19 protein-coding genes are annotated in these 22,452 nt (G+C 72.4%); 11 read left to right on the top strand and 8 right to left on the bottom strand.

Features of this window, described 5'->3' with window-relative positions; translation table 11 throughout:
* Positions 1 to 11 precede the first annotated feature (11 nt).
* The 3 genes from FGE12_RS12720 to FGE12_RS12710 all read left to right on the top strand — a co-directional run bounded on the left by FGE12_RS12720 (position 12) and on the right by FGE12_RS12710 (position 3,631).
* Positions 12 to 1,085 carry an ADP-ribosylglycohydrolase family protein gene (locus FGE12_RS12720; protein WP_153866693.1) on the top strand — a complete coding sequence of 358 codons (1,074 nt, stop codon included), beginning with the start codon at positions 12 to 14 and terminating at the stop codon, positions 1,083 to 1,085.
* Between the two features lie 212 nt (positions 1,086 to 1,297).
* Positions 1,298 to 2,614, top strand: coding sequence for a carboxypeptidase-like regulatory domain-containing protein (locus FGE12_RS12715; RefSeq protein ID WP_153866692.1), 1,317 nt, complete (start codon positions 1,298 to 1,300; stop codon positions 2,612 to 2,614).
* Positions 2,615 to 2,749: 135 nt separating this feature from the next.
* The gene (locus FGE12_RS12710) at positions 2,750 to 3,631 is read left to right on the top strand and encodes a hypothetical protein (RefSeq protein WP_153866691.1); all 882 of its coding nucleotides are present in this window, start codon (positions 2,750 to 2,752) and stop codon (positions 3,629 to 3,631) included.
* On the opposite strand, the gene FGE12_RS12705 is transcribed toward FGE12_RS12710, so the two are convergent.
* Positions 3,582 to 4,139, bottom strand: coding sequence for a hypothetical protein (locus tag FGE12_RS12705; protein WP_153866690.1), 558 nt, complete (start codon positions 4,137 to 4,139; stop codon positions 3,582 to 3,584). The two genes, FGE12_RS12710 and FGE12_RS12705, sit on opposite strands and share 50 nt — an antisense overlap.
* A 148-nt stretch (positions 4,140 to 4,287) precedes the next feature.
* On the opposite strand from FGE12_RS12705, the gene FGE12_RS12700 reads away from it, so the two are divergent.
* Positions 4,288 to 4,746 carry a YaiI/YqxD family protein gene (locus FGE12_RS12700; RefSeq protein ID WP_153866689.1) on the top strand — a complete coding sequence of 153 codons (459 nt, stop codon included), beginning with the start codon at positions 4,288 to 4,290 and terminating at the stop codon, positions 4,744 to 4,746.
* Here FGE12_RS12700 and FGE12_RS12695 read toward each other — a convergent pair.
* On the bottom strand, positions 4,743 to 6,695 hold the full coding sequence (locus tag FGE12_RS12695; RefSeq protein WP_153866688.1) for a HEAT repeat domain-containing protein: 1,953 nt from the start codon (positions 6,693 to 6,695) through the stop codon (positions 4,743 to 4,745). The two genes, FGE12_RS12700 and FGE12_RS12695, sit on opposite strands and share 4 nt — an antisense overlap.
* A 104-nt stretch (positions 6,696 to 6,799) precedes the next feature.
* On the opposite strand from FGE12_RS12695, the gene FGE12_RS12690 reads away from it, so the two are divergent.
* The 4 genes from FGE12_RS12690 to FGE12_RS12675 all read left to right on the top strand — a co-directional run bounded on the left by FGE12_RS12690 (position 6,800) and on the right by FGE12_RS12675 (position 10,154).
* On the top strand, positions 6,800 to 7,123 hold the full coding sequence (locus FGE12_RS12690; RefSeq protein ID WP_153866687.1) for a cytochrome c: 324 nt from the start codon (positions 6,800 to 6,802) through the stop codon (positions 7,121 to 7,123).
* Positions 7,124 to 7,134: 11 nt separating this feature from the next.
* Positions 7,135 to 7,905 (top strand): glucose 1-dehydrogenase, encoded by a 771-nt coding sequence (locus tag FGE12_RS12685; RefSeq protein ID WP_153866686.1) that lies wholly within the window; start codon positions 7,135 to 7,137, stop codon positions 7,903 to 7,905.
* A gap of 246 nt (positions 7,906 to 8,151) precedes the next feature.
* Positions 8,152 to 9,726 (top strand): serine hydrolase domain-containing protein, encoded by a 1,575-nt coding sequence (locus FGE12_RS12680; protein WP_153866685.1) that lies wholly within the window; start codon positions 8,152 to 8,154, stop codon positions 9,724 to 9,726.
* A gap of 59 nt (positions 9,727 to 9,785) precedes the next feature.
* Positions 9,786 to 10,154, top strand: a complete 369-nt coding sequence (locus FGE12_RS12675) for a hypothetical protein (protein ID WP_153866684.1) — start codon at positions 9,786 to 9,788, stop codon at positions 10,152 to 10,154.
* Positions 10,155 to 10,161: 7 nt separating this feature from the next.
* Here the strand turns inward: FGE12_RS12675 and FGE12_RS12670 are convergent, their stop codons facing one another.
* Positions 10,162 to 10,947 carry an SDR family NAD(P)-dependent oxidoreductase gene (locus tag FGE12_RS12670; RefSeq protein WP_153866683.1) on the bottom strand — a complete coding sequence of 262 codons (786 nt, stop codon included), beginning with the start codon at positions 10,945 to 10,947 and terminating at the stop codon, positions 10,162 to 10,164.
* A 173-nt stretch (positions 10,948 to 11,120) separates the two neighbouring features.
* Here FGE12_RS12670 and FGE12_RS12665 point away from each other — a divergent pair, with 173 nt between their 5' ends.
* Together FGE12_RS12665 and FGE12_RS12660 are read left to right on the top strand one after the other, a co-directional pair.
* Entirely contained in the window at positions 11,121 to 12,758 is a 1,638-nt protein-coding gene (locus tag FGE12_RS12665) for an AMP-binding protein (protein ID WP_228530756.1), read from the top strand.
* A 106-nt stretch (positions 12,759 to 12,864) separates the two neighbouring features.
* Positions 12,865 to 15,963, top strand: a complete 3,099-nt coding sequence (locus tag FGE12_RS12660) for a carboxypeptidase regulatory-like domain-containing protein (protein WP_153866681.1) — start codon at positions 12,865 to 12,867, stop codon at positions 15,961 to 15,963.
* Positions 15,964 to 15,986: 23 nt separating this feature from the next.
* Here FGE12_RS12660 and FGE12_RS12655 read toward each other — a convergent pair whose 3' ends face one another.
* Entirely contained in the window at positions 15,987 to 16,979 is a 993-nt protein-coding gene (locus FGE12_RS12655; protein WP_194797826.1) for a zinc-dependent alcohol dehydrogenase family protein, read from the bottom strand.
* A gap of 100 nt (positions 16,980 to 17,079) precedes the next feature.
* On the opposite strand from FGE12_RS12655, the gene FGE12_RS12650 reads away from it, so the two are divergent.
* A complete protein-coding gene (locus FGE12_RS12650; RefSeq protein ID WP_194797825.1) occupies positions 17,080 to 17,625 on the top strand; it encodes a DUF2378 family protein in 546 nt (181 codons plus the stop codon).
* Here the strand turns inward: FGE12_RS12650 and FGE12_RS12645 are convergent.
* The 4 genes from FGE12_RS12645 to FGE12_RS12630 all read right to left on the bottom strand — a co-directional run bounded on the left by FGE12_RS12645 (position 17,622) and on the right by FGE12_RS12630 (position 21,731).
* A complete protein-coding gene (locus FGE12_RS12645) occupies positions 17,622 to 18,404 on the bottom strand; it encodes a glutaminyl-peptide cyclotransferase (RefSeq protein WP_194797824.1) in 783 nt (260 codons plus the stop codon). The genes FGE12_RS12650 and FGE12_RS12645 overlap by 4 nt on opposite strands.
* Before the next feature lie 41 nt (positions 18,405 to 18,445).
* Entirely contained in the window at positions 18,446 to 19,906 is a 1,461-nt protein-coding gene (locus FGE12_RS12640; RefSeq protein ID WP_153866678.1) for a radical SAM protein, read from the bottom strand.
* A gap of 39 nt (positions 19,907 to 19,945) precedes the next feature.
* Positions 19,946 to 20,770 carry a fatty acid desaturase gene (locus tag FGE12_RS12635; protein WP_153866677.1) on the bottom strand — a complete coding sequence of 275 codons (825 nt, stop codon included), beginning with the start codon at positions 20,768 to 20,770 and terminating at the stop codon, positions 19,946 to 19,948.
* A gap of 76 nt (positions 20,771 to 20,846) precedes the next feature.
* On the bottom strand, positions 20,847 to 21,731 hold the full coding sequence (locus FGE12_RS12630; RefSeq protein WP_194797823.1) for an alpha/beta fold hydrolase: 885 nt from the start codon (positions 21,729 to 21,731) through the stop codon (positions 20,847 to 20,849).
* Between the last annotated feature and the right edge of the window lie 721 nt (positions 21,732 to 22,452).

The raw sequence follows: 22,452 nt of genomic DNA, 5'->3' as shown, positions 1-22,452 counted from the left end.
GGACCTCACGCATGACGAGCGACAGACGAGAGGCCTGCCTCGCGGGGGCGCTGCTGGGCACCGCCATGGGAGACGCCGTGGGGCTCGCGCGCGAGGGACTGCAGCCGGCGCGAGCGCTGCGCCTCTTCGGAGGCCCTCCGCTGCGCCCCCAGCTGCTGCCCGGCCGGGGCATGGGCAGTGACGACACCGACCACGCCTGCCTCGTGGGCCAGTCGCTGCTCGCTTCCGGGGGCGAGCCCGGGCGCTTCGTCCGCGCCCTGGCGTGGCGGCTTCGTGGATGGCTGCTCACGCTGCCCGCAGGCATCGGCTGGGCCACGCTGCGGGCCCTCCTTCGGCTCTGGCTGGGATGGAGCCCGGAGCGCAGCGGCGTGCGCTCCGCCGGCAACGGCCCGGCGATGCGGGCGCCGCTGCTCGGCGTGTGCTGGGCCCACGACGACGCAGCGCTGCGCGCGCACGTGGAGGCCTCCACCCGCCTCACGCACACGGACCCGCGCGCCCTGGACGGTGCGCTGCTGGTGGCCTGGGCCGCGGCGCTCGGCGCGCGTGGCGAGGTGCAGCAGCCGGAGCAGACCGCGGGGTGGCTCGCCGAGCGAGCGTCGACGCCACAGCTCGCGGCAGCGCTCTCGCTCGCGGCAACGGGGCTCGCCGCGGGGGAGACCGTGGCGCAGTACGCGGAGCGCCTGGGGCTCGCGCGCGGCGTGACGGGCTTCGTCGTGCACACGGTACCAGTGGCTCTCTACGCGTGGCTCGCGCACCGTGCGGACTTCCGGCAGGCGGTGGAGAGCGTCGTCCTGCTGGGCGGTGACACGGACACCACGGGGGCCATCGTCGGCGCGCTCGCGGGCGCCACCCTGGGCGCGGACGCCGTGCCACCGGAGTGGCTCGCGGCCTACCGCGACTGGCCCCGCGGCGTGGCGTGGATGCGGAGGCTCGCGGCGCGGCTCGCGCGCGCCTTCCCTTCGGACGGCGCGCCCGTGGCCACCCGCCCCGAGCCCCTGTGCTGGCCCGCGCTCCCGCTGCGCAACCTCGCCTTCACGCTCGTGGTGCTCGCCCATGGCCTGCGGCGGCTGCTGCCGCCCTACTAGGGGCGTCACGTGGAGCCTGGGGCCCGGGGCGCCATCCGCGCCGGCGGACGGAGCATCCCGCGCGGTGCCCGCCAGCTGATCCAAGCCCGCAGATCCACAGGGGCTCCGGGCGGCACGGGCGCTGCTCGAGGGGGCCGCACCCCGCGCCGGCCCGTCTCGCGTCGCGGGGCTCCCCCTCCCCGTCACCGACGGGGTCTCCCCGAGGCTCCCCCATGAAGCGTCTCCTCTCCTTGCTCCTCTGTGCCACCACCCTCCTTGCCGCCTGCGGTGGCGGTGATGCCCCGGAGGAGGCACCGGCTCCTGTCGCGGGCGGCGCGGTCAACCCGGGCGGCAGCAGTGGCCCGCAGGCGCCGTCCACCCTCGCCGTGCGCGGCACGGTGCTCTCCGCGGCGCGCCAGCCCGTCGCGGGGCTGGCGGTGCTCATCGTGGGCCAGACGCCCGTGAACACCGACGCGGCGGGGCGCTTCTCCTTCTCGGGCGTGGTGCCGCCCTACGATCTCACCGTCGTCGATGCGGCCAACAAGGAGGCGGCGGTGTACCGCCAGCTCCGGCGGGCGGACCCGACGCTGGTGCTCTTCACGCCGGATGGCACCCCGCGCGCCGCCCAGCTCCAGGGCCGCGTCACCGGCGGCCACTCGCCCCAGGACAGTGACGAGTTCACCGCACTCGCCTTCCTCGCGCCCGGCACCTTCGCGCAGAACGCCGCGGACGGGGCGGGCGGCTACCGGATGGGGGTGCAGTGGTACGGCCCCTCCACCGTGGACGGGATGCTGTACGCCCTGCAGCTGCACTACAACGCGAGCACCGGCCTGCCCAGCGGCTACAGCGGCTACGCGGCCCAGCCGCTGACCCTGGCGGACGGCGCCATCTCGATCGTCCCGGACCTGGGTCTGCTGCCCATCACCAGCGGCACCGTGAGCGGCGCCGTCAGCGTGCCCGCCGGCTACGCGCTGGATGGCAAGGGCGTGGGCATCACCCTGGACGGGGCCGCCGGGTACTACTTCCCGGACCGCTCGACCTCGCCGGGCTTCTCCTACCTCCTGCCGTACATCCCAGGTGGCCAGGCGCTGCTGCGCGCGCACATCTCCAAGGCCGGCGGCGGCGCCACCGAGTATCTGAAGGCCGGCGTGTCCGTGGGCGCCGCGCAGGTGTCGCTCGCCCCGCAGGCGCCGCCGGAGAGCATCCTCCCGGCGGACGGCGCCACCCGCGTGGACGGGCAGATGCGCTTCTCCTGGACCACCTTCGAGCGCGGCATCCACCTCGCCATCTTCGAGCCCGAGAGCGCCGATGCGCCGCGCATCACCGTGGTGACCGCGGAGACGTCCACGAGCCTTCCGGACCTCGCTGCGCTGGGCCTCGCCCTGCCGCCCTCGACCCGGTACACCTGGCACGTCGAGGCCGTCGGCCCGCTCGCCGGTGTCGATGCCGCGGCGAGCACGGCGCTCCTCGACCTGCAGACCTTCGCCCGCGGGACCCCGGAGGCGCAGCTGGCCAGCTCCGCTGTGCGCACCTTCGTCACGGCGCCTTGAGCGGGCAGGGGCGGCCTGCGGCCATGCGCAAACGGTGACGAACGCATGGCCGCAGCGTGGGGATGCTCCGCGCCCCCGCCGTCAGGATGGCTGCGAACTCGGAAAGACCCGCGAGGTCTGAGAGGATGCGCGCCCATGTCGAAGTCCCGCTCGCCCGTCGCCCTGTCCCTGCTGCTGCTCTCGCTCTGCTCGGCCTGTCAGAAGGAGAAGGCGCCCGCGCCCGAGCCCGTCGTCCTGCCCGCGCAGCCGACGGGTCCGCAGGCGCCCGTGGAGCCGCAGCCGACGCCCGCGCAGCCGACCGGCCCGCAGGCGCCCGTGGACCCGGAACCGACGCCCGCTCAGCCGCAGAGCCGGGAGGATGCGCTCGCGTGTGAGGCGCTCCTCGACCTGCGCACCCTGATGGACGGGCAGAGCTCCGTATTCGGGGAGAAGGACCGCTACACCGCGGACCCGGCCGAGCTGCCTGCACTCCCGGCCTGCGCCGACGGAACGCACACCGCTGCGCCGGACGCGGCGTGGATGTCCGGCTGCCACTTCCGCTACCGTGTCACTGACGCGAGCGCGACCCCGGATGGCACCTTCACGCTGCAGGCCGTGGGGGCAGGGACCGCGGAGGGGCGCGAGTACACGGTGACCTCCGGCCATCTGGACTCACAGCGCGTGTGGCCCGCAGCGCTCGCGCCAGAGGTCTGCGGCGCGCGGCTCGCGCCTTCCGTATGCGAGGCCGCCGTCAACCTGCGCGGCCTCTTCACCGCGGAGAAGGCCTACTTCGGAGAGAAGGATCGCTATTCGGAGGACCTCTCCCAGGTGGGGTTCTTGCCCGAGCCGTGCCTCGACGGCACGCGCTTCGAGGGCGGGCTGCCCCCGGCGGCAGGCTGCCACTTCGCCTACAGCGTGGAGGTGCAGGGCACCGCGCCGGAGCAGACCTTCACGGCGGTCGCGCGCGGGGAGGGGACCGAGCTGCGCTTCAGCTCCAGCGCCACGTGGACGCCCGCCGAGCCCTCGTGCGGTCGATGAGGCGCAGCGCGAGCGCCGCACCCGTGCCGAAGAGCAGGTGGGCGCTCAGGTCCTTCGCGAGCGTGGCGGCGTCGTACTTCCATATGGGGTTGTAGACGCCGAGCAGGGGCAGCACTGCGTAGCTGGTGAGCCAGGCGCAGAGCCCGAGCAGTGGCCCTTGCACGAGCGGCGCGCCTCTGCGCCCCGCGGCCAGCGTGGCGTAGGCCACGCCCCAACCCAGCCCCGTCGCCCAGTGCACCAGCGTGTTGGCGAGGCCGGCGCTCTCCTCCGGCAGGGTGATGTGCGCGAGCGACGCGAGCTTCCGGGCCGTCTGTGCGGGAGCGCCCGCGTCGTCGTAGCTGCGCGTGCTCAGGGAGAGCTCCCACGAGGGGAAGGACTCACGCCCTGCGTCCTGGCGGTAGCGGCGGTACCAGAGAGCATCCATCGCCGCGGTCCCCACGGCGCCGGCGGCGACACCGCGCGCGGCGCGCGAGAGCAGGGAGGGGGAGCGTGCAGAGTGGGTGAGCATGGGGTCTCCGGGGAGTGACGCGCTCAGGGTGCGCATCACCTCTCCCCCGGGCGCCCTGCCCTGGAGGGCGGGGCGTGCTTCCGCGCGCGCTCGAACGCCCGGGAAGCGAGCGCGCGGCAGGGGCGCCGGGAGCGGTTAGGGTAGGAGGATGCGAATCTGGGTGGATGCGGATGCGTGCCCCGGCGCCGTGCGGGACATCGTGCTGCGGGCGGCCGAGCGGCTGCGGGTGCCCGCGGTCTTCGTGGCCAACAAGCGCCTCTCCCTGCCGCGCTCGGACGTCGTGTCCAGCGTGCAGGTGGGCGCGGGGCTGGACGTGGCGGACCAGCACATCGCGGCGAGCGCGCAGGCGGGAGACCTCGCCATCACCCAGGACATCCCGCTCGCGGCGCTGCTGGTGCCGCGCGGCGTGGTGGTGATGGACCCGCGCGGCGAGCTCTTCACCCCGGAGAACGTGGAGGAGCGGCTCTCCCTGCGCAACTTCATGCAGGAGCTGCGCGAGGGCGGGGTGATGACGGGCGGCCCCGCGGGCTTCGGCGCACAGGACAAGCAGCAGTTCGCGGCTACCTTCGACCGCGAGCTCAGCCGGCTGCTGCGCGCGGCCCGCTAGGGCCTCGGGCCCTGGGCCTGCAGCGCCGACACGCGCCGCTTGGCGCCGGCGTGCTGCGGGTTGAAGCGCAGCGCCTCCTCGGCCTGGGCCTTCGCACGCGGCCAGTCCTCCTGGCGCGCGTACATGTCCGCGAGCATGACGAGGAGGTCTGCGTTGTAGGGCTGCAGGTCCAGCGCCCGCTCGAACTCCTGCGCCGCGCCGGACCAGTTGCGCTGCTGCGCCGCCGCCTGCCCCAGCGCGATGTGCGGCTGCACCAGGCCCGTGGAGGCAGGCGCCTTCGCGAGCGTGCGCAGCGCCTCGGTGCCCCGCGCATCCCCGAGCCCGTGCAGCGCGAGCGCCGCGTTCTGGCGCACCCAGAGACTCGGGTCCTTCAGGAGCGGCGCGAGCGCAGGGGCGGCCTCGCCCGCGCGCGCCGTGCCCAGGGCCTCGGCCACGATGGAGCGCAGCGTCGCATCCTTCGCCGGCAGCGCGGCGAGCAGCGCGGGCACGCTCTCGCGGCGGAAGCGGAAGGCGAGCAGCTGCGCCGCCACGCCGCGCAGCGACGGTGCTTCCGAACCATCCGCGAGCACCGCCTCGAGCGCGGGGCGGCTGTCGCGCGCCGTCTTCGCATCGAACGCGTCCGCGAGCCGCAGCCGGCGCTGCTGGCGCGCCTCCGCCCCGGGCCACAGCGTCGCGAGCTGCTGCGCGAGCGCCTCGGGCGTCTCCTTCGCGTGGCAGACGCCACAGGCATTGGGCTCGCCGTGCTTCGCGGTGAGGGTGGGGTTGGGCACGTCGAGCGCGTGGTCGGCGAAGTGGTCGAGCACGCCCGACACGGTGGGCGGCATGTGGCAGGCGAGGCAGTCCTGCGCGGCTTGCGCCGTGTGGTGCGTGTGCTTCTGCCCTTGCGCGAACACGGCCGCGTGGCAGCTGCGGCAGGTCTCCGCGCCCGCGCTCGCTCCGGCAGGCGCGTGCTTCGCGAGCTTCACCTCGTCCGGAGCGCTCTTCACGTGCGGCGCCGTGTGGCAGGTGAGGCAGGTGGCGCCGCCCTTGCGGTAGCAGGCGGACTGCAAGAGCGCCTGGTACTCGAAGCTCGAGGTGCTGGGGCGCCCGTCGGGGAAGAAGTCCCCGGAGCGCTCGTTGCCCAGGGTCACCACCATCGGCTGGTAGTGGTCCTCGTACCGCTCGCCCGGGCGGTAGTGGTGAGCGGCATCGAGGATGGGGAACAGCGTCCAGCGCGGGCCGTGGCACTGCGCGCACACGGCCAGGCCGGCCTCGCGCGAGAGGCGCTTCGGGTTGACGATGTCCTTTGCCTCCTGCGTGTCGGCGTGGCGTGCGCCGGGGCCGTGGCAGCTCTCGCAGGCCACGCCCGCATCCGCGAGCTTCGTGCTCCAGAGGTGCGCGGCGCGGTCGTAGCGCACGTCCAGGCCGGTGGTGTGGCAGTCGAGGCAGGCCTGCTGCGCGTTGCGGCGGAAGTTGGCCCAGAAGAAGGGATGGTCCGGAGTGAGGGCGCCCTGCTTCTGCTCCGAGTAGTCCACCCACTCGCCCTTCCCGGTGACGTGGAAGTAGATGGGCAGCACCTGCCAGCGGCCGTCCGGGAGCACCGTGACGGGGTCCTGCATGCGCTTGCCACCCACCACCCACTGGACGGGGTAGTCCGCGAGCGCGCCGCCCGTGCCCAGGGTGCGCATCACCGGCGTGGGACCGGACCTATTCATCCAGGCCTCGCTCGAGGCGCCCTTGAAGTGCGCGCCCGCAAAGTCGCCCACCACGTACTTCGCGGTGGCGGGGGAGAGCGCGCGGGCGTGCCAGTCCTTGCCCCAGGCAGCGTGCTCGTCCTCGTGGCAGTCCGCGCACACCTGGGAGCCGGCGTAGCGCTCGCGCGGAGGGGGCGCCGAGGCGCGGGCAGCGAGCGGGCTGCAGAGCAGGAGCAGGCCCGCGAGGGGTGACAGGGCGACGGCACGGCGAGACATCGGAGACCCACCTCTCGCCCGGAGGGCGCCAGAGATGGGCGGAAGCCTAGTGCAACTTCGCACCGGAGTTGACGCCGGTGGCTGCGCGGCATGAAGTCCACGGGATGACCCGCTCGCTCCTGCTCGCACTCGCCCTGCTGTTCACCGCCCACGCCCAGGCCGCCGAGCCCGACGCCGCCGAGCTCTGGGCGGCCAAGTGCAAGAACTGCCATGGCCCGGACGGGCGCGCGCAGACGAAGGTGGGGCAGAAGGAGCGCATCGACGACTTCTCCGAGGCCGCGTGGCAGCAGCACCACTCGGATGACCACCTGCGCAAGGTCATCCGCGACGGCTCGCCCGACAACAAGAAGATGAAGGCCTACAAGGACAAGCTCACGCCCGAGCAGATCGACGCGCTGGTGAAGTACATCCGCACGCTGAAGCGCTAGGGTCCCGCGCCATGAGCACGCTCTTCTCCCTGAAGGATCGGGTCGCAATCGTCACCGGCGCGAGCCGCGGCATCGGCGAGGCCATCGCCCTGCGCCTGGCCGAGGCAGGCGCCGCGGTGGTGCTCGCCGCGCGCAAGCCGGAGGCGCTGCAGGCGGTGGTCTCGCGCATCGAGGCGGCCGGCGGCCGGGCGCTCGCGGTGCCCGCGCACACCGGCAAGGCCGAGGACATCGAGGCGCTGGTGCAGAAGGCGGTGAGCCACTTCGGCAAGGTGGACGTGCTGGTGAACAACGCCGCCACCAACCCCTACTTCGGCCCGATGCTCGACATCGAGGACAGCGCCTGGGAGAAGACCTTCGAGGTGAACGTGAAGGGCTACTTCCTGATGGCGCGCGGGGTCATCCGCCACCTGCAGGAGCGCGGCGCCCCGGGCTCCATCATCAACGTGGCGAGCATCGCCGGCATCCGCGCCGCGCCCTTCCAGGGCGTGTACGGGATGACCAAGGCGGCCGTCATCTCCATGACCCAGACGCTGGCGCAGGAGGTGGGCGCGGGCGGCATCCGCGTGAACGCGATCGCCCCGGGCCTGGTGGAGACGCGCTTCGCGGCGGCCATCGTGCAGAACGACGACCTGAAGCAGCGCGTGGTGGAGCGCACCGCGCTCGGGCGCCACGCGCAGCCGGACGAGATCTCCGGCGCAGCCGTCTTCCTCGCGAGCGACGCGAGCTCCTACCTCACCGGCCAGGTGATGGTGGTGGACGGCGGCACCACGATGACGACGTAGTGCTCAGCGCTGCGCGAGCGCCGCCGTGTCCTCCCTCTCCCTCTGGGAGAGGGTCGGGGTGAGGGAGCTGTGCGAAGCCGCGTCACTGCGCTTCTCCGCGCGTGCGATATGCGGGAACCCGCATCCCCGTTGAGGCCCGCGAAACAGACGGGCCGGCGCGGCCTTGCGACGAGGCCCCCTCTGGCGCTGCTCTGAAGTCTCCCTGGCTCAGCGCGCCAGGTCTCCCCGCAGCCGCTGAAGGACGCCATGCCCCGGTCGCTCTCCCGCCTCGTCCCCGTTGCACTTGCCGGTACGGCGGCCATCGCGCTGCTCACCGGCGCCGACACCGCGAAGCCCCAGACGCAGTGGCAGGCCCGCCCTTCCGAGGCTGCGCGCGTCACGCGCGTGGAGAAGACCCTCCCGCCCTACGCGCTGCCCGGCGGCAAGCCCACGAAGCTCACGCTGCAGCAGTGGATGGCGCTGTACAAGATTCCCGGCCTCAGCGTGGCCGTGTTCGACAAGGGCGCGCTGGTGTGGGCGCGCAGCTACGGCGTGAAGCAGTCGGGCGGCAGCGAGCCCGTGGCGATCGACACGCTCTTCCAGGCGGCCTCCATCAGCAAGCCGGTCACGGCGCTCGCGGTGCTGCACGAGGCCGAGCAGCGCAAGTGGTCGCTCGATGGCAACCTCAACGACCTGCTCGTCTCGTGGAAGGTGCCGGACAACGAATTCACGACGAAGGAGAAGGTCACGCTGCGTCGGGTGCTCAGCCACAACGCGGGCCTCACGGTGCACGGCTTCCCCGGCTACGCGGTGGACGAGCCCCTGCCCACCCTGAAGCAGGTGCTGGACGGGCAGAAGCCCGCGAACACCGACCCCATCCGCGTGGACATGGTCCCGGGCACCGAGACGCGCTACAGCGGCGGCGGCTACGTGGTGCTGCAGCAGCTGCTCATCGACCAGACGAAGAAGCCCTTCGCGCAGGAGCTGCAGGAGGTGGTGCTCGGGCCGCTCGGCATGGAGCACAGCACCTTCGAGCAGCCGCTGCCGGCCGCGCGCGCGGGCAACGCCGCCACCGCCACCTACGCGAGCGGCGAGAGCGTGAAGGGGCGCTGGCACGTGTACCCCGAGATGGCGCCCGCGGGACTGTGGACCACGCCCACCGACCTGACGAAGGTGGCGCTCGAGGTGCTCCAGGCGCGCGCGGGCAAGAGCCAACGCGTTCTGTCCCAGGCGATGGCGAAGCAGATGCTCACGAAGCAGTCGGACGGGTACGGGCTCGGCTTCCACGTGGAGGAGGGGAGCGAAGAGTTCGGCCACGGCGGCAGCAATGAGGGCTTCCAGTCCCTCCTCGCCGTCTTCGGCGACGCGAGGAGCGGCGTGGCGATGATGGCCAACTCGGACAACGGTGCCTTCCTCTTCACGCGCATCGCCGCGGCCATTGCGAAGGAGTACGGCTGGAAGGGCTTCGACATGCGGCGCCTCGAGTCACCCCTGATGACGGCGGACCTGATCGCGCGTCTGCAGGGCGCGGACGCCGTGCTCGCCTTCTTCAAGTCCATGGAGGGCAAGGGCCCGGGTGGCCGCGGCCTGCCGCCACAGCTGCTCAGCCAGGTGGGCTACGGGCAGCTGCTCTCGGGAAAGTACGCGGATGCCATCAAGCTGCTGCAGGAGGCCGCACGCCTCGCCCCCGCGGATGCGGACACCCACGACACGCTGGGCGAGGCCTACTCCAAGGCGGGCCAGAAGGAGCAGGCGATCGCGAGCTACCGGAAGTCGCTGCAACTGGACCCCAAGAACACCAACGCGGTGCGCATGCTGGAGAAGCTCGGCGCGAAGCCCTGAGGCACCCGGGGCGGATTTGGAGGCGGGGCGTGGTCCGTGGCAGCGTTCGTCTCCTGCCCATGCGCCCCGTCCTCCTGCTCGCCGTCCTCTGCGCCCTGTCCGCCGGCTGCGCCTCCGCGCCGAAGCCTGCGCCGCCGGGGAACGCAGCGGCGACGACCTTGAATACGATGCGCCGCGAGCGCGCGCTCATCCGCGCGTTCGGCGCGAGTGGGCTCGCGGTGAACGTGTCGAGCAACGCGCGCATCGAGCTGCTGGTGGGGCTCGCCAAGGCGGACATCGCCGCGAGTCTCGGCGCACCGGAGAGCGACCAGGGCACGCACTGGGCCTACGCCTTCTTCCACGAGCGCGCGGGGGAGCACCGCACGCTCGCGCTCGACTTCGACGCCACTGGGCGCTGCACCGCGGCCTCGTGGGGGCAGGCGGACTAGCGAAGGCTCAGCCCTGCGGGATGCGCCCCGCGAGGTGCCCGCCGTCCAGCGGCAGCACCACGCCGGTGATGAAGCTGGCCTCGTCGGAGGCGAGGAACACCGCGGCCGCCGCCACGTCCTCGGGGCGCCCGAGCCGACCGAGCGGGATGTCCGCGGTGAGCCGCGCCTTGCCCTGCTCCTCGCCCGCGCGCAGGCCCTTCACGAAGGCGTCCACCATGGGCGTCTGCGTCCACACCGGCGCAATCGCATTCGCGCGGATGTTGAAGCGCGCGCCCTCGAGCGCCAGCGTCTGCGTGAGCTGGATGGTGCCCGCCTTCGAGGGGCCGTAGCCGCCCAGCATCATCGTGCCCTGCAGCCCCGCCACGCTCGCCATGGTGAGGATGCTGCCGCCGCCGTTCTTCTGCATCGCGCGGAATGCGTGCTTCGCGCAGAGGAACACGCCGGTGAGGTTCACCGCGACCACGCGCTCGAAGTCCTCCTTGCGCAGCGTGGCGATGAAGCCCGGCGCGCCGATGCCCGCGTTGGCCACCAGGATGTCCAGCCGGCCGTACACGCTCACCGCCTCGGCGACCGCTGCCTCGCAGTCCTCCTCGCGCGTCACGTCCAGGCGGCGGAAGCGCGAGCGCGCCCGCGCGGGCTCGGGCAGGAGCGCGAGCGTCTCGCGGCCGCCGTCCTCGTCGATGTCCCCCAGCACGAGCGAGGCACCCTCGAGCGCGTAGCGAAGCGCGATGGCGCGGCCCAGCCCCGAGCTGGCTCCGGTGACGATGGCGACCTTCCCGACGAGGCGCGACATGGGGCTCCCTCCAGCGGACGCAGCGTGAGGGCCCCGTTCTAGCGCCTGGCGGCCCAGCGGGGGAGCGCGCTGCGGGTCCCGGCTCCGGTACTAACCCCCCGCACGGCACCTGGCGCACAATGCCTCCTGCCCGCGGCCCCGTCCCCCCTTGCCGCGGGTGGAGGCAGCCCGCGATGCGCCTGTCGTATGCCCATGGGACCAGCGCCACGCCGCTGCTCGGCGAGACGCTCGGACGCAACCTGCAGCGCACGGTGGAGCGGGTGCCGGACGCAGAGGCCCTGGTGGTGCGCTCGCAGGGCTTTCGCGCCACCTACCGCGAGCTGTGGGCGCTCACCGGCCGGCTCGCCCGCGCGCTGATGGCGCTGGGCGTCGCGCGCGGCGAGCGTGTGGCCATCTGGTCTCCCAACCGCTACGAGTGGGTGGCGCTGCAGTACGCCACCGCGCGCATGGGCGCGGTGCTGGTGAACGTCAACCCGGCCTACCGCACCTCGGAGCTGGAGTACGCGCTCTCGCAGTCGGGCGTGAGCGTGCTCTTGCTCTCGGCGCGCTTCCGGCAGACGGACTACGTGGCCATGCTCGCCGAGGTGCGCCCGCGCCTGCCGCAGCTGCGCGAGGCCATCGTGTTCGAGGAGGGCTGGGAGCGGCTGCTCGCGGGCGCGGAGCGGGTGAGCGAGGCGGAGCTCGCCGCGCGCGAGGACGCCCTGCAGTTCGATGACCCCATCAACATCCAGTACACGAGCGGCACCACGGGCTTCCCCAAGGGCGCCACGCTCAGCCACCACAACATCCTCAACAACGGCTTCTTCATCGGGGAGACGCTCGGCTACTCGGAGAAGGACCGCGTCTGCATCCCGGTGCCCTTCTACCACTGCTTCGGCATGGTGCTGGGGAACCTCGCCTGCACCACCCACGGCGCGTGCATGGTCATCCCGGGCGAGGCCTTCGACCCCGTGCTCGCGCTGGAGGCGGTGCAGGCCGAGCGCTGCACGGCGCTCTACGGCGTGCCCACCATGTTCATCGCGGAGCTGGACCACCCGCGCTTCTCGGAGTTCGACCTGAGCTCCCTGCGCACCGGCATCATGGCCGGCTCGCCCTGCCCGGTGGAGACGATGAAGCAGGTGCAGAGCCGCATGCACATGCGCGAGGTGAGCATCTGCTACGGGATGACCGAGACCTCGCCGGTGTCCGCGCAGACGGCGACGGATGACCCGTTGGAGAAGCGCGTGGGTACCGTGGGCCGCGTGCACCCGCACCTGGAGCTCAAGGTGGTGGACCCGGAGACGGGCGCGGTGCTTCCCCAGGGCCAGAAGGGCGAGCTGTGCACGCGCGGCTACAGCGTGATGCTCGGCTACTGGAGCAACGCGGAGGCCACCGCGCAGGCCATCGATGCGGCGGGCTGGATGCACACCGGCGACCTCGCGGTAATGGACGCGGACGGCTACGTGAACATCGTGGGCCGCATCAAGGACATGATCATCCGCGGCGGCGAGAACGTGTACCCGCGCGAGGTGGAGGAGTTCCTCCACACCCACCCCGCCATCAGCGAGGCCCAGGTCATCGGTGTGCCCAGCGAGCGCTACGGCGAGGAGGTGATGGCCTGGGTGCGCCTCAAGCCCAACGCCGCGGCGAGTGAGGAGGCGCTCAAGGCCTTCTGCACCGGGCGCATCGCCACGTTCAAGATTCCCCGCTACTGGAAGTTCGTGGACGCCTTCCCCATGACCGTCACGGGCAAGGTGCAGAAGTTCAAGATGCGCGAGCAGTCCGTCGAGGAGCTGAAGCTGCACGTGGCGGCCGGCGTGCGCACCGCCTGAGGCGCGGGCGTCGTGCCGAAATCGTGAAGAAGAGGTGTGGGGCGCGTGCGGGAGCGCGGCCCGTCGTTGTGCACACTCGAGGGCATCCTCCTTCCGGGAGCCCTCGATGCGCCTGCCCGCCTGCTTGCTGCTCGCACTCCTCGCCCTGCCAGCCGCCGCGCGCACCCGCACCGTGGTGGGCATGGTGAGCGATGCCGCGGGAAGGCCCGTGGCCGGCGCCACCGTGCGCGTGTTCCAGCTGCCTCCGGATGCGCCCGGCTGGGTGCCCTGGCAGAGCTGCGGCGCCATCGACCCTGTGACGAAGCGCAGCTTCTCGTGCGAGGACGAGGCCCGCCTGCGCATCGAGCGCGTGCAGAAGCGGCGGGGCCAGGCGCGCGAGGTAGCGCAGACGCGCACCGATGCGCAGGGTGCGTTCCAGCTCAAGGGGCTGCCGCGCGGGAGCTACTCGCTCTGGGCGGAGGACCCCGTGGGTGGCGCGGGCGTGGCACTGTTCACCGTTCCCGCTGAACAGGCCCTGGCGGTCTCGCTCGAGCGCTCCATCGCCAGGCCACTGCAGGTCCAGGACGATGCGGCGCAGCCCCTCGGCGGTGTGACGGCGACGCTGGTGGCCATTCCTTCCGGCCGCTTCTTCGTGCGCCGCGCGGACTCCCGCGGCGCGGTGTCGCTGCAGGGGTTGCCTGCGGGGGAGTACGCCCTCGTCGCGCTCCAGAGGGGCTTTCTCCCCGAGCACCTGTCCCTGGAGCTGCCGAGCACCCGCGGCCCGCTGCTGACGCTCTATCGTCCGCGCTCCTTCATCGGCCACCTGCACCGCGCAGGCGTGCCGGTGGCAGGCGCCGAGATCGCGCTCGACGGACGCCCCGCAGCCCGCACGAATGACGAAGGGTTGTTCGCGCTGGAGGGCTTGCGCGCCGGCGTCCACCGGCTCGAGGCGCATGTAGGGAGAGACTTCCTGCGAGAGCACGTCGAGGTGGGCGGTCGGCTCGGGAGCGAGCCCGTGGACTTCGAGCTCGAGACCCTGGGCCACCTGGTGGGCCGCGTGGTGGACGCCGCAGGAGAGGCAGTGCCCTACGCCGAGGTCGGGCTCGAGACGAGCCGCCAAGGGGGCCTGCCGCCCTTCACCGCGGACGCACAGGGCCGCTTCCAGCAGTGGCTCGAGCCCGACGTCTACGACGTCCTCGCGCGCGCCCCCGGGCGGGTCTCGTGCGCGATCAAGGCACTCTCGCTTCAGGAGGCAGAGACGAAGGAGGCGACGTGCACGATGGGGACGCAGGTCGCAGTTCGCGGTCAGGTGGTGGACCCACAGGGAGAGCCGGTGCCCGGCGTGGAGATTGTCGCCTCCGCCGCTCCCACGCAGTGGCCCCCGCCCAGCGCCCGAACGGATGCGAAGGGCCGCTTCTCGTTGGCCGGGGTAGGGGCGGGCGACGTCGTCCTCGAGGCGAAGAAGGGCTCGCTGCTGTTCGCGCGCGTCCAGGCGCACGCTCCCGCCGAGGCCCTGGTCGTGAAGCTGCAAACGCTCGGCTCACTCACCGCGCGCGTAGAGGATGCGCATGGGAAGCCACTCGCCGGCCTGCCGGTCCTCCTGGGCGGGCCTGGCCTCGAGCGGCACGTCGAGCTCGTGCTCGGCGCCGGGGTGCGACAGATGAGTGATGCAGCGGGGAGCGTGCACTTCGATGGGCTGCCTGCAGATGCCTACGAAGTCACCGTGCAGCGCGAGGTGGAAGGACTGCGGCTCGAGGTCCGTGCCCAGGTCCACGTGCAGGAGGGAGTCAGCGGTCGCGTCCTCCTGCGGTTTGCCGGGACGGAGGGGGCGGACCGCCTCCGGGGCCGGGTGGTCGATGCAGAAGGGGTGGGCATCGCGGGTGCAGAGGTCTGGGTGGGCTCCGCGTCCGGTGCGGAGCGCGCAGCGGACGGCACCACCCGGGTGACGAGCGGCACGACCTTGACGGACGCGAGTGGCCACTTCGCCTCCGCGCCGCTTCCTCCAGGGCGCTTCGAGGTCTTCGCCTCGGCGGAGGGGTATCGACCGATGGACCCGCTGGAGGTGGGCCGAGATGAAGGGGCGCTCGAGCTGGTGCTTGCGCGACAGCACTACGTCCTCGCGCGGGTCGTGGATGCGCAGGGCGTCCCCGTACCCCGCGTGTCCGTCGACGGCCACGCGCAGGGTGGCCCTGACGGAGCGCTGAGGCACCCCATCTACGTCGACGGCATCATGAAGCTGCGCATCGGCGCTCCCGGCTTCGCCGAGGTCGAGCGGCGCATCGAGGTGCGCGTGGAGCGCGACGCGGACCTCGGGGAGGTGACCCTCGGCGGAGGCGCTGCGCTTCAGGGGGTGGTCGTGGCCTCAGATGGGCATACCCCCGTTGCTGGAGCGACGGTCGGGCTGCTCGACGAGAAGGAGGACGGCCAGGAGTTCGGGACGAGTACGGAGACCCGCACGAATGCGCTAGGGCAGTTCCACTTCGAGAACGTACCGGAGCACCTGCGGCTGCTCCGTGCGGATGCGGGGGCGCGCGGTGCCGCACGGCTCCTGGTGCGTGACGCCTCGCAGCCGCTGCGGCTGCGGCTGGAGGAGAACGTCACCGTCCAGGGGCGCGTGCTCGACCAAGCGGGCCGTCCCGTCTCCGACGCATGGGTCGAGCTCGCCTGCGAGCAGGGCCAGTGGGGAAGGACGAAGACGGATTCGCAGGGACGCTATGCGCTCCAGGCCGCGCCTCGCGGTACCTGCACCGTGAGGGCAGAGCCACCCGATGCGCCGTCTTCCTCGGCGCCTCCGCCACCCGCGTATGCCCCCGTGGAGCTCCGGCTCCCCTCCGCCGGGTCGGTCCAGGTGGAGCTCCGTCCACGGCAGGGAAAGGCCTCGCTGCGGGTGCGCCTGCCCGGGGGCAACGAGTTCGTCCAGCTCGCCCTGTTCAGGGGCGGCGTGGCGCTCCCGCGCGAGCAGGCGGCGATGGAGCGCCTGCGCCGGCTCGCGCTGCCGGAGGACCCGAACCTCGTCTTCACCGGCGAGGATGGGCTGACGTACATCACCAATGGCCCCGACACGTACGTCTACCGAGGGCTCGAGCCTGGTGCCTACACGCTCATCGTAACGGAGGAGAGCGCTTCGGGGCTGCGCGCGCAGCTCTACCCGGTGACGCTGCGCGAGGGCGCGGAGCAGACGCTCTCCGTGCCCTTTCCCACTGCAGGTACGGTGCTCGAACCCTGAGCACCTGCGTGCGGCGCTCGCGCTCAGGGCACCAGCACCACCGAGCCCGTGCGTCCCGGGGTCTCGGCGCGCACCACGGCTTCCTTCACCTGCGCGAGCGGGAAGCTCTGGTCGATGGCCGGCTTGAAGTCCCCGCGCACCGCGTGGCCGATGATCGTCTCCAGCACCGGGCGCACGCGCTCGGGCGGGGTCGCCTGCAGCCAGCGCGTGAGCCAGAAGCCCTGGATGACCAGCTCCTTGAAGAGCACCGGCCCGGGCTCGAGCGAAATCGCGCGCCCGTCCAGCGCGCCGAAGAGCAGGCAGCGCCCACCCACCGCGAGCGACTCCACCACCTGCGCGCCCGTCGTACCGCCCACCGCGTCGATGGCCCAGTGCACGCCCTTGCCGCCGGTGAGCGCCCGTACGCGCTCGGGCAAGCGCTCGTCCGCCGTGCACACCACGTTCTCGGCGCCGAGGGCCTTCAGCTCCTCCGCCTGCTCGCGGCGGCGCACCACGTTCACCAGCCCGAAGCCGCGCAGCCGCGCGAGCTCCATCATCGCGCGGCCCAGCTGCGAGCCCGCCGCCGTCTGCAGCAGCAGCCCGCCCTGCGGCACCTGCAGGAGCTCCACCGCCATCACCCAGATGCTCAGGTAGTTCACCCACAGCGCGCCCGCCTGCGCGTCGCTCAGCGCCGCCGGCGTGGGCACCAGCATCTGCGCGGGCACCACCACCTGCTCCATCCACGTGCCCCGGCCCCCCGTGGCCCCGAGCAGCAGCATCACGCGGTCGCCCACCTTGAAGCCCTTCACCTCCGGGCCCACCGCGTCCACCGTGCCGGCCGCGTCGTTGCCCGGGCAGAAGGGCAGGGGCGGCGGGCGGCCGTAGAGGCCGCGCACGTTCATCAGGTCCGAGGGGTGGATGGCCCTCGCCGTGAGCCGCACGCGCACCTGGCCGGGCCCAGGCGCGGGCGTGGGGACCTCCTGCACTTCGAGCACGTCTGCGGGCTCACCGAGCCGGGAGAACTGGACGGTCTTCATGGCGCGGGAGCAAAGCCCACACCCCCCGGGGTGTCGAGAACGCTCGCACCCGCGCCCACGGCGCGGGGCCCCTCGGCACGCGGCTACACTGCGCCGCCTCATGCTCCAAGACGAACCCCTGGTCTTCCAGCAGACCATCGAAGGCCTGGTACGCAGCCTGGGCCCGGCGCTCGACACCTCCTGCCGCGAGCGGCTGAAGCAGCGCGCGAGCCTGGACCTCTCCCGGCCGCTCTTGCCCGCCTATCCCTTCGCGGACTTCGTCACCATGCTGAAGGTGGCGGCCGAGGCGGTGGCCCCCGGCGCCCCCGAGCCCGAGGGCATGTACCGCGTGGGCCGCGGCTACATCTCCGGCTACGGGGACACGCTGATGGGCCGCGCGCTGCTCGGCTTCATCCGCGTGGTGGGGCCGCGGCGCGCGCTGGAGCGGATGACCCAGAACTTCCGCACCGCGAACAACTACACCCGCGCGGAGCTCGCGCACCTGGAGCCCGGCCACAGCCAGCTGCGGCTCTCGCGCGTGCACTTCCACGACTTCTACCGCGGCCTGCTCGAGGCGGCGCTCGAGGCGAGCGGCGCGCAGGAGGCCCGCGTCACGCTCGCGCGGCGCGAGGACGACTGGGCCGTGTTCGACGTGCGCTGGCGCTAGCGCGGCACGACCTGGATCTCGTAGATGCGCGCCCAGTACTTGCCGGTGACGAGGATGCGGTCCGCGGCGGCGTCGTAGGCGATGCCGTTGTGCACGTCCTCGTTGCCCGTGCGGTGCTCGACGAGGGGCAGGCCCTTGAGGTCCACCCAGCCCTTCACCTGGCCGCTCGCCGGGTCGATGCGCGCGATGCGCTCGGTGAGCCACACGTTCGCCCAGAGCTCGCCCTTGATGTACTCGAGCTCGTTGAGGTCCTTCACTTCGCGCCCCGCGTCCTTCACCACCAGCTCGCGCTGCACCGCGAAGCTGACCGGGTCCAGGAAGCGCAGCGTGGCGGTGCCGTTGCTCTGGATGAGCGAGGTGCCGTCGTCGGTGAGGCCCCAGCCCTCGCCCGCGTAGGTGAAGCCGCCCGCGGGCTGCAGGCTCGCGGCGTCGTAGAGGAAGCCCTGCTGCGTCTTCCACGTGAGCTGGAAGAGGCGGCCGGACATCAGCGCGAGCCCCTCGCCGAAGTACTGCGGATCCAGGTTGTGGCGGCGCACGATGACGCCCGTCTCCAGCGTCACCTCGCGCACGCTGCTGCGGCCCTCGAGGCCCGTGCTCTCGTAGAGGTGGCCGTTGCGGTAGACGAGCCCCTCGGTGAAGGCCTGCGGGTCGTGCGGGAAGCTGTTCACCACGCGGTAGCCCGCCACGGGGGCGGGACCCGGGGCGGCCGGCGCGGCGGTGCGCCCACAGGCGGCGAGGGTGAGCAGGAGGCCTGCGAGGAGGCGGCGGGCGGAAGTCACGCGCCGGACCCTAGCGCGGGCGGGGCCGAAGGGCACGGGCTCTACGCGAAGCGCAGGACGGGCACCTGGGTGCGCGGCGGCGGCGGCGCCACGATGCGCTGCGGCTGCAGCCCCAGGCGCTTCATCTGCTCCACGTCCCAGGCCTCGAGCGCGTCCTGCCCCGCGATGTAGCGGCGCTCCTTGTTCTTCACCGGGTTGCGGATGCTCAAGACCTCGGGGCCGGAGAAGAGGATGGTGCTCTTGTAGCGCGGCATGCTGCTCATGGTGAGCTTGCTCCAGTAGTGGCGCGCCACGTTGGGCAGGCTGCCGAGCTGATGGCAGAGGCGCGTGAAGTGCTCCACCACCTCGGAGGGGTCCAGCTGCTTGGGCCGGTGGCACAGGGTGTAGCCGTCGTAGTCGCGGCTCACGGTGCCCGGCAGCAGGCGGCCCTCGGCGGCCACCTCGCGGAAGAAGGGCGTCTCGGGATAGGGGCACACGATGCCCAGGAAGGTGATGGAGAAGTAGCGCAGGTCCGAGAGGTACTGGGGCAGCTTCTCCAGGTACGCGTTGGTGTCCCCGTCCGAGCCCACGATGAGCCCGAAGGACAGCAGGATGCCGCTGGAGAAGACGCGCTGGATGACCGCGTCCACCTCGGAGAGCTTGTTCTGCCCCTTGTTCATCGCCTCGATAGACTCGGGGTTGAGCGACTCGAGGCCCGTGTAGATGTAGCGGCAGCCCGCGCGCGCCATCAGCTTCACCAGCTCCGCGTCCTTGAGCACGTTGAAGGTGAGCGCGCAGCCCCAGGTCTTCTTCAGCGGGATGAGCGCCTCGCACAGCGCGCGCAGGTACTTGGGCGAGCCGCCCAGGTTGTTGTCCAGGAACACGAAGGCGTCGTCCATCAGCCCCAGGTAGTTGGGGTTCCAGTGCATGCGCGTCTGGATCTCCTGGATGACGTCCGCCACGGGCCGGTAGCGGTAGCGCTCGTGGCCGGTGAGCACGCAGAAGTTGCAGCTGAAGGGGCAGCCGCGCGAGGCCTCGATGCCCGGCAGCCGCACCCGGTTGTTCTTGAAGTCGATGAGATCGTAGCGGTACGGGCGGATGGTGCCGACGCCTCCGGAGGGAATCGCGTAGCGCCGCTGCAGCGTGCCCTGCTGGAAGTCGCGCACGAGCGCGGGCACGTTGCTCTCCGGCTCGCCGGTGATGACCGCGTCGAAGTACTGCGCGGCGTCGTCCGGGAAGTGGCTCGCGTGCCGGCCGCCCGCCACCGTCACGATGCCCCGCTGGCGCAGGAGCGTGGAGAGCACCTTGGTGTGCTCGTAGTACGAGTGCAGGTAGCTGAAGAAGACCAGGTCCCAGTCGCGGTCGAGCGGGATGTCCATCTCCTTCTCGTTGTAGAGCTCCACCTCGCAGTCCTCCGGGAGCAGCCCCGCGATGAGCTCGGGTACCGAGGACTGCATGATGGAGGGCTCCTTCACGTGGAGCCGGGTGGGGTGGGTGTACGTGGAGATGATGGCGATGCGCATGGGAGTGAGCTCCGGGCTGAAGGTTGAGAAGGAGGGGCGCTAGGCGCGGCGGGTCGCCTGGCCGGGGAGGCGCACGTCGCGCGCGAGCCCCCCGCGCTCGAGCAGCCGCACGAAGGCCCAGCCCGGGTCCAGCTGCCAGGGCCGCTGGCCCAGGCGCGCCGAGCCGGGGAAGGCGTGGTGGTTGTTGTGCCAGCCCTCGCCCAGCGCGAGCAGCCCCACCCACCACACGTTGCGGCTGAGGTCGCGCGTGGCGTGGGCGCGCGAGCCGAAGGCCTGCGCGTGGCACACCGAGTTCACGCAATAGGTGCTCTGCATCCAGAGCACCACCGGCAGGAAGAAGCAGGCAGGCAGGGCGCGGGGGCCGAACAGCAGCCCGAAGAGCAGCACCGCGACTCCTTGCGGCACCAGCCGGTAGCGCAGGAGCCAGTGGTAGTAGGGCTCGTGCGCGAGGTCGCGGCACCAGGTGCGCCAGGCCTCGGGCTCGGTGCTCGCGTCATCGAGGATCCACCCCAGGTGCGCGTACCAGAGCCCACGCAGCGGCGAGTGCACGTCCCCGTCCACGTCCGTGCGCGCGTGGTGGATGCGGTACGTGGCCACCCACAGGAGCGGGCTGCCCTGCGCGGTGAGCATCGCGAGCGTGACGAGCGCGTACTCCACTGCCCGCGGGCAGCGGAACGCGCGGTGGCTGAGCAGCCGGTGCAGCCCCACCGTGGTGCCCAGGCCGATGGCCACGTACAGCGAGAGGCCGATGGCGAGGGCGTGCGGCGGCCAGGGGAGCCAGAAGGCGGTGAGCGCGACGGCGTGCACCAGCAGGAGGTAAGCCGCGACGGCGGGATTGGGGCGGGACGGGAGGGCGTGGGCCATGGCGAGGAGTCCGCTCGTAGGGGACGCCTGTGACCGCGCAGTGACAGGCTTCTCGAGCTCCCCCATGCACGCTGAACTAGCCCAGCGAGGGTGACCGCGGCGTGACACGCCCGGGTCGGGGCAGGGCCCGGGGAAGCCAGCCGCCCACCAGCTGCGTGAAGGCCTCGGCCTGCTCCATCTGCGGCACGTGCCCCACGTCCTCGAGCGGCGCGAACTCCCAGTCCGGCCGCTGCGCCGCGAGCGCCTCCGAGAAGGCCAGCGGCACCAGGCGGTCCTCGCGCCCGTGGACGAGCAGCGTGGGCGCCTGCACCCCTCGCACCCACGCCTCGAAGCGGCGGCGGCGCAGGAGTGCGAGCAGCAGCGAGCGCGTGGCCTGCAGGTAGCTCGCCGCGTGGCCCACCGGCATGCGCGCCATCCGCTCCGCGATGAGCGCCACGTTCTGCTCCACCACCTCGGCCGGCACCCGCCGCACGTCCGCGCAGCCCAGGGTGAGCACGTCCAGGAACAGCTTGCGCGCGCCGCCCCGACGCCCGTCCCACCAGAGGAGGAACTCCCCCAGGCCGGGCAGCGTGTGCAGCGCGAGCCGCAGCAGTTGCGTCGGGTGCAGCCGCGTCTGCGGCGCGGGGCGCTGTGCGGGGCTCACCAGCACCAGGCCTGCGACGGTGCGCGGCGCCTCGGCTGCCTGAGCGAGCGCGATGAGGCCTCCGAAGGAGTTGCCCACCAGGACCGCGGGCTCACGCACCACCTCGGTGAGGTAGCGATGCAGCATCTGGCGCTGGCCCTCCACGCCCACGGAGCGCCCGGCCGGCGGCGTGCGCCCGAAGCCCACCAGGTCCAGCGCCAGCACCCGGCCGTGCGCGGCGAGCAGCGGCGCGGAGGGGAGCCAGTTGAGGTGGCTTCCGCCCAGGCCGTGCAGCAGCACCAGCGGCGTGCCCCTGCCTCCGTAGTCGACGCAGTGCACGGGAGGACGGAGCTCCGAGAGGGGGAGCGCGGGGGGCGGGAAGCGGGCGGATTCGAGGCGCATGGATAGTGGCGCCCAGATTCCAGAGTTGGCGTGACCGGAGCGTGATTCGGAGGTTCACCGGGGGAGAAGACGGGCCCACGGTCCCCTCTCCCCCGCCGGGAGACGGCCGGGGTGGGGGATGGATCCGCCCCGCTGTGCCACACGCGCATCGGCTCTGTGGGGACGTCAGGACGGGACGGGCTCCCCTCGCATGCGCCGAGCGCGAGAGGGCGCTGCCCTACGAGGCGCTCCGGGGATGCGCGGAGTGGGGAGGGGTGTCGGGCATGGTCGTGCGCGCCCCTGTGTACGAACCTCGGGAGATTTCAAAAGTCCCGAGGTTTGTATTCAGCACCGCACCGACCTGCGCCCGGGAGGGGCACCCCTCCGGCCGCGGAGTCGCGCGCACCTGTTCTGAGATGTCGGGGGTTTTCCGGTACGTCTTACAGGCCCCGAGGGCGCTACTTCGGACCGGAACCCGTGGACGAAATGTTCCGCCCAGCGGAGTCGCTCCTCTCGGCGGTACGCGTGTCGTGTACACAAAGCCTCGCTTCGGAGAGAGGCTGGCGCGTGCCGGGGACTCGGTTGCGGCGGGCGTGGACGGAACACTTCGTCCAGCAGGTCGGCCCGCCCGAAGGGGAAGGCCCCTTGCTCCTCCCGTGCGCACCCCCGGAGCGCTGCG

It is taken from the genome of Aggregicoccus sp. 17bor-14, assembly GCF_009659535.1.
Classification (GTDB): domain Bacteria; phylum Myxococcota; class Myxococcia; order Myxococcales; family Myxococcaceae; genus Aggregicoccus.
This window is presented reverse-complemented; position numbering and strand designations above follow the sequence as displayed.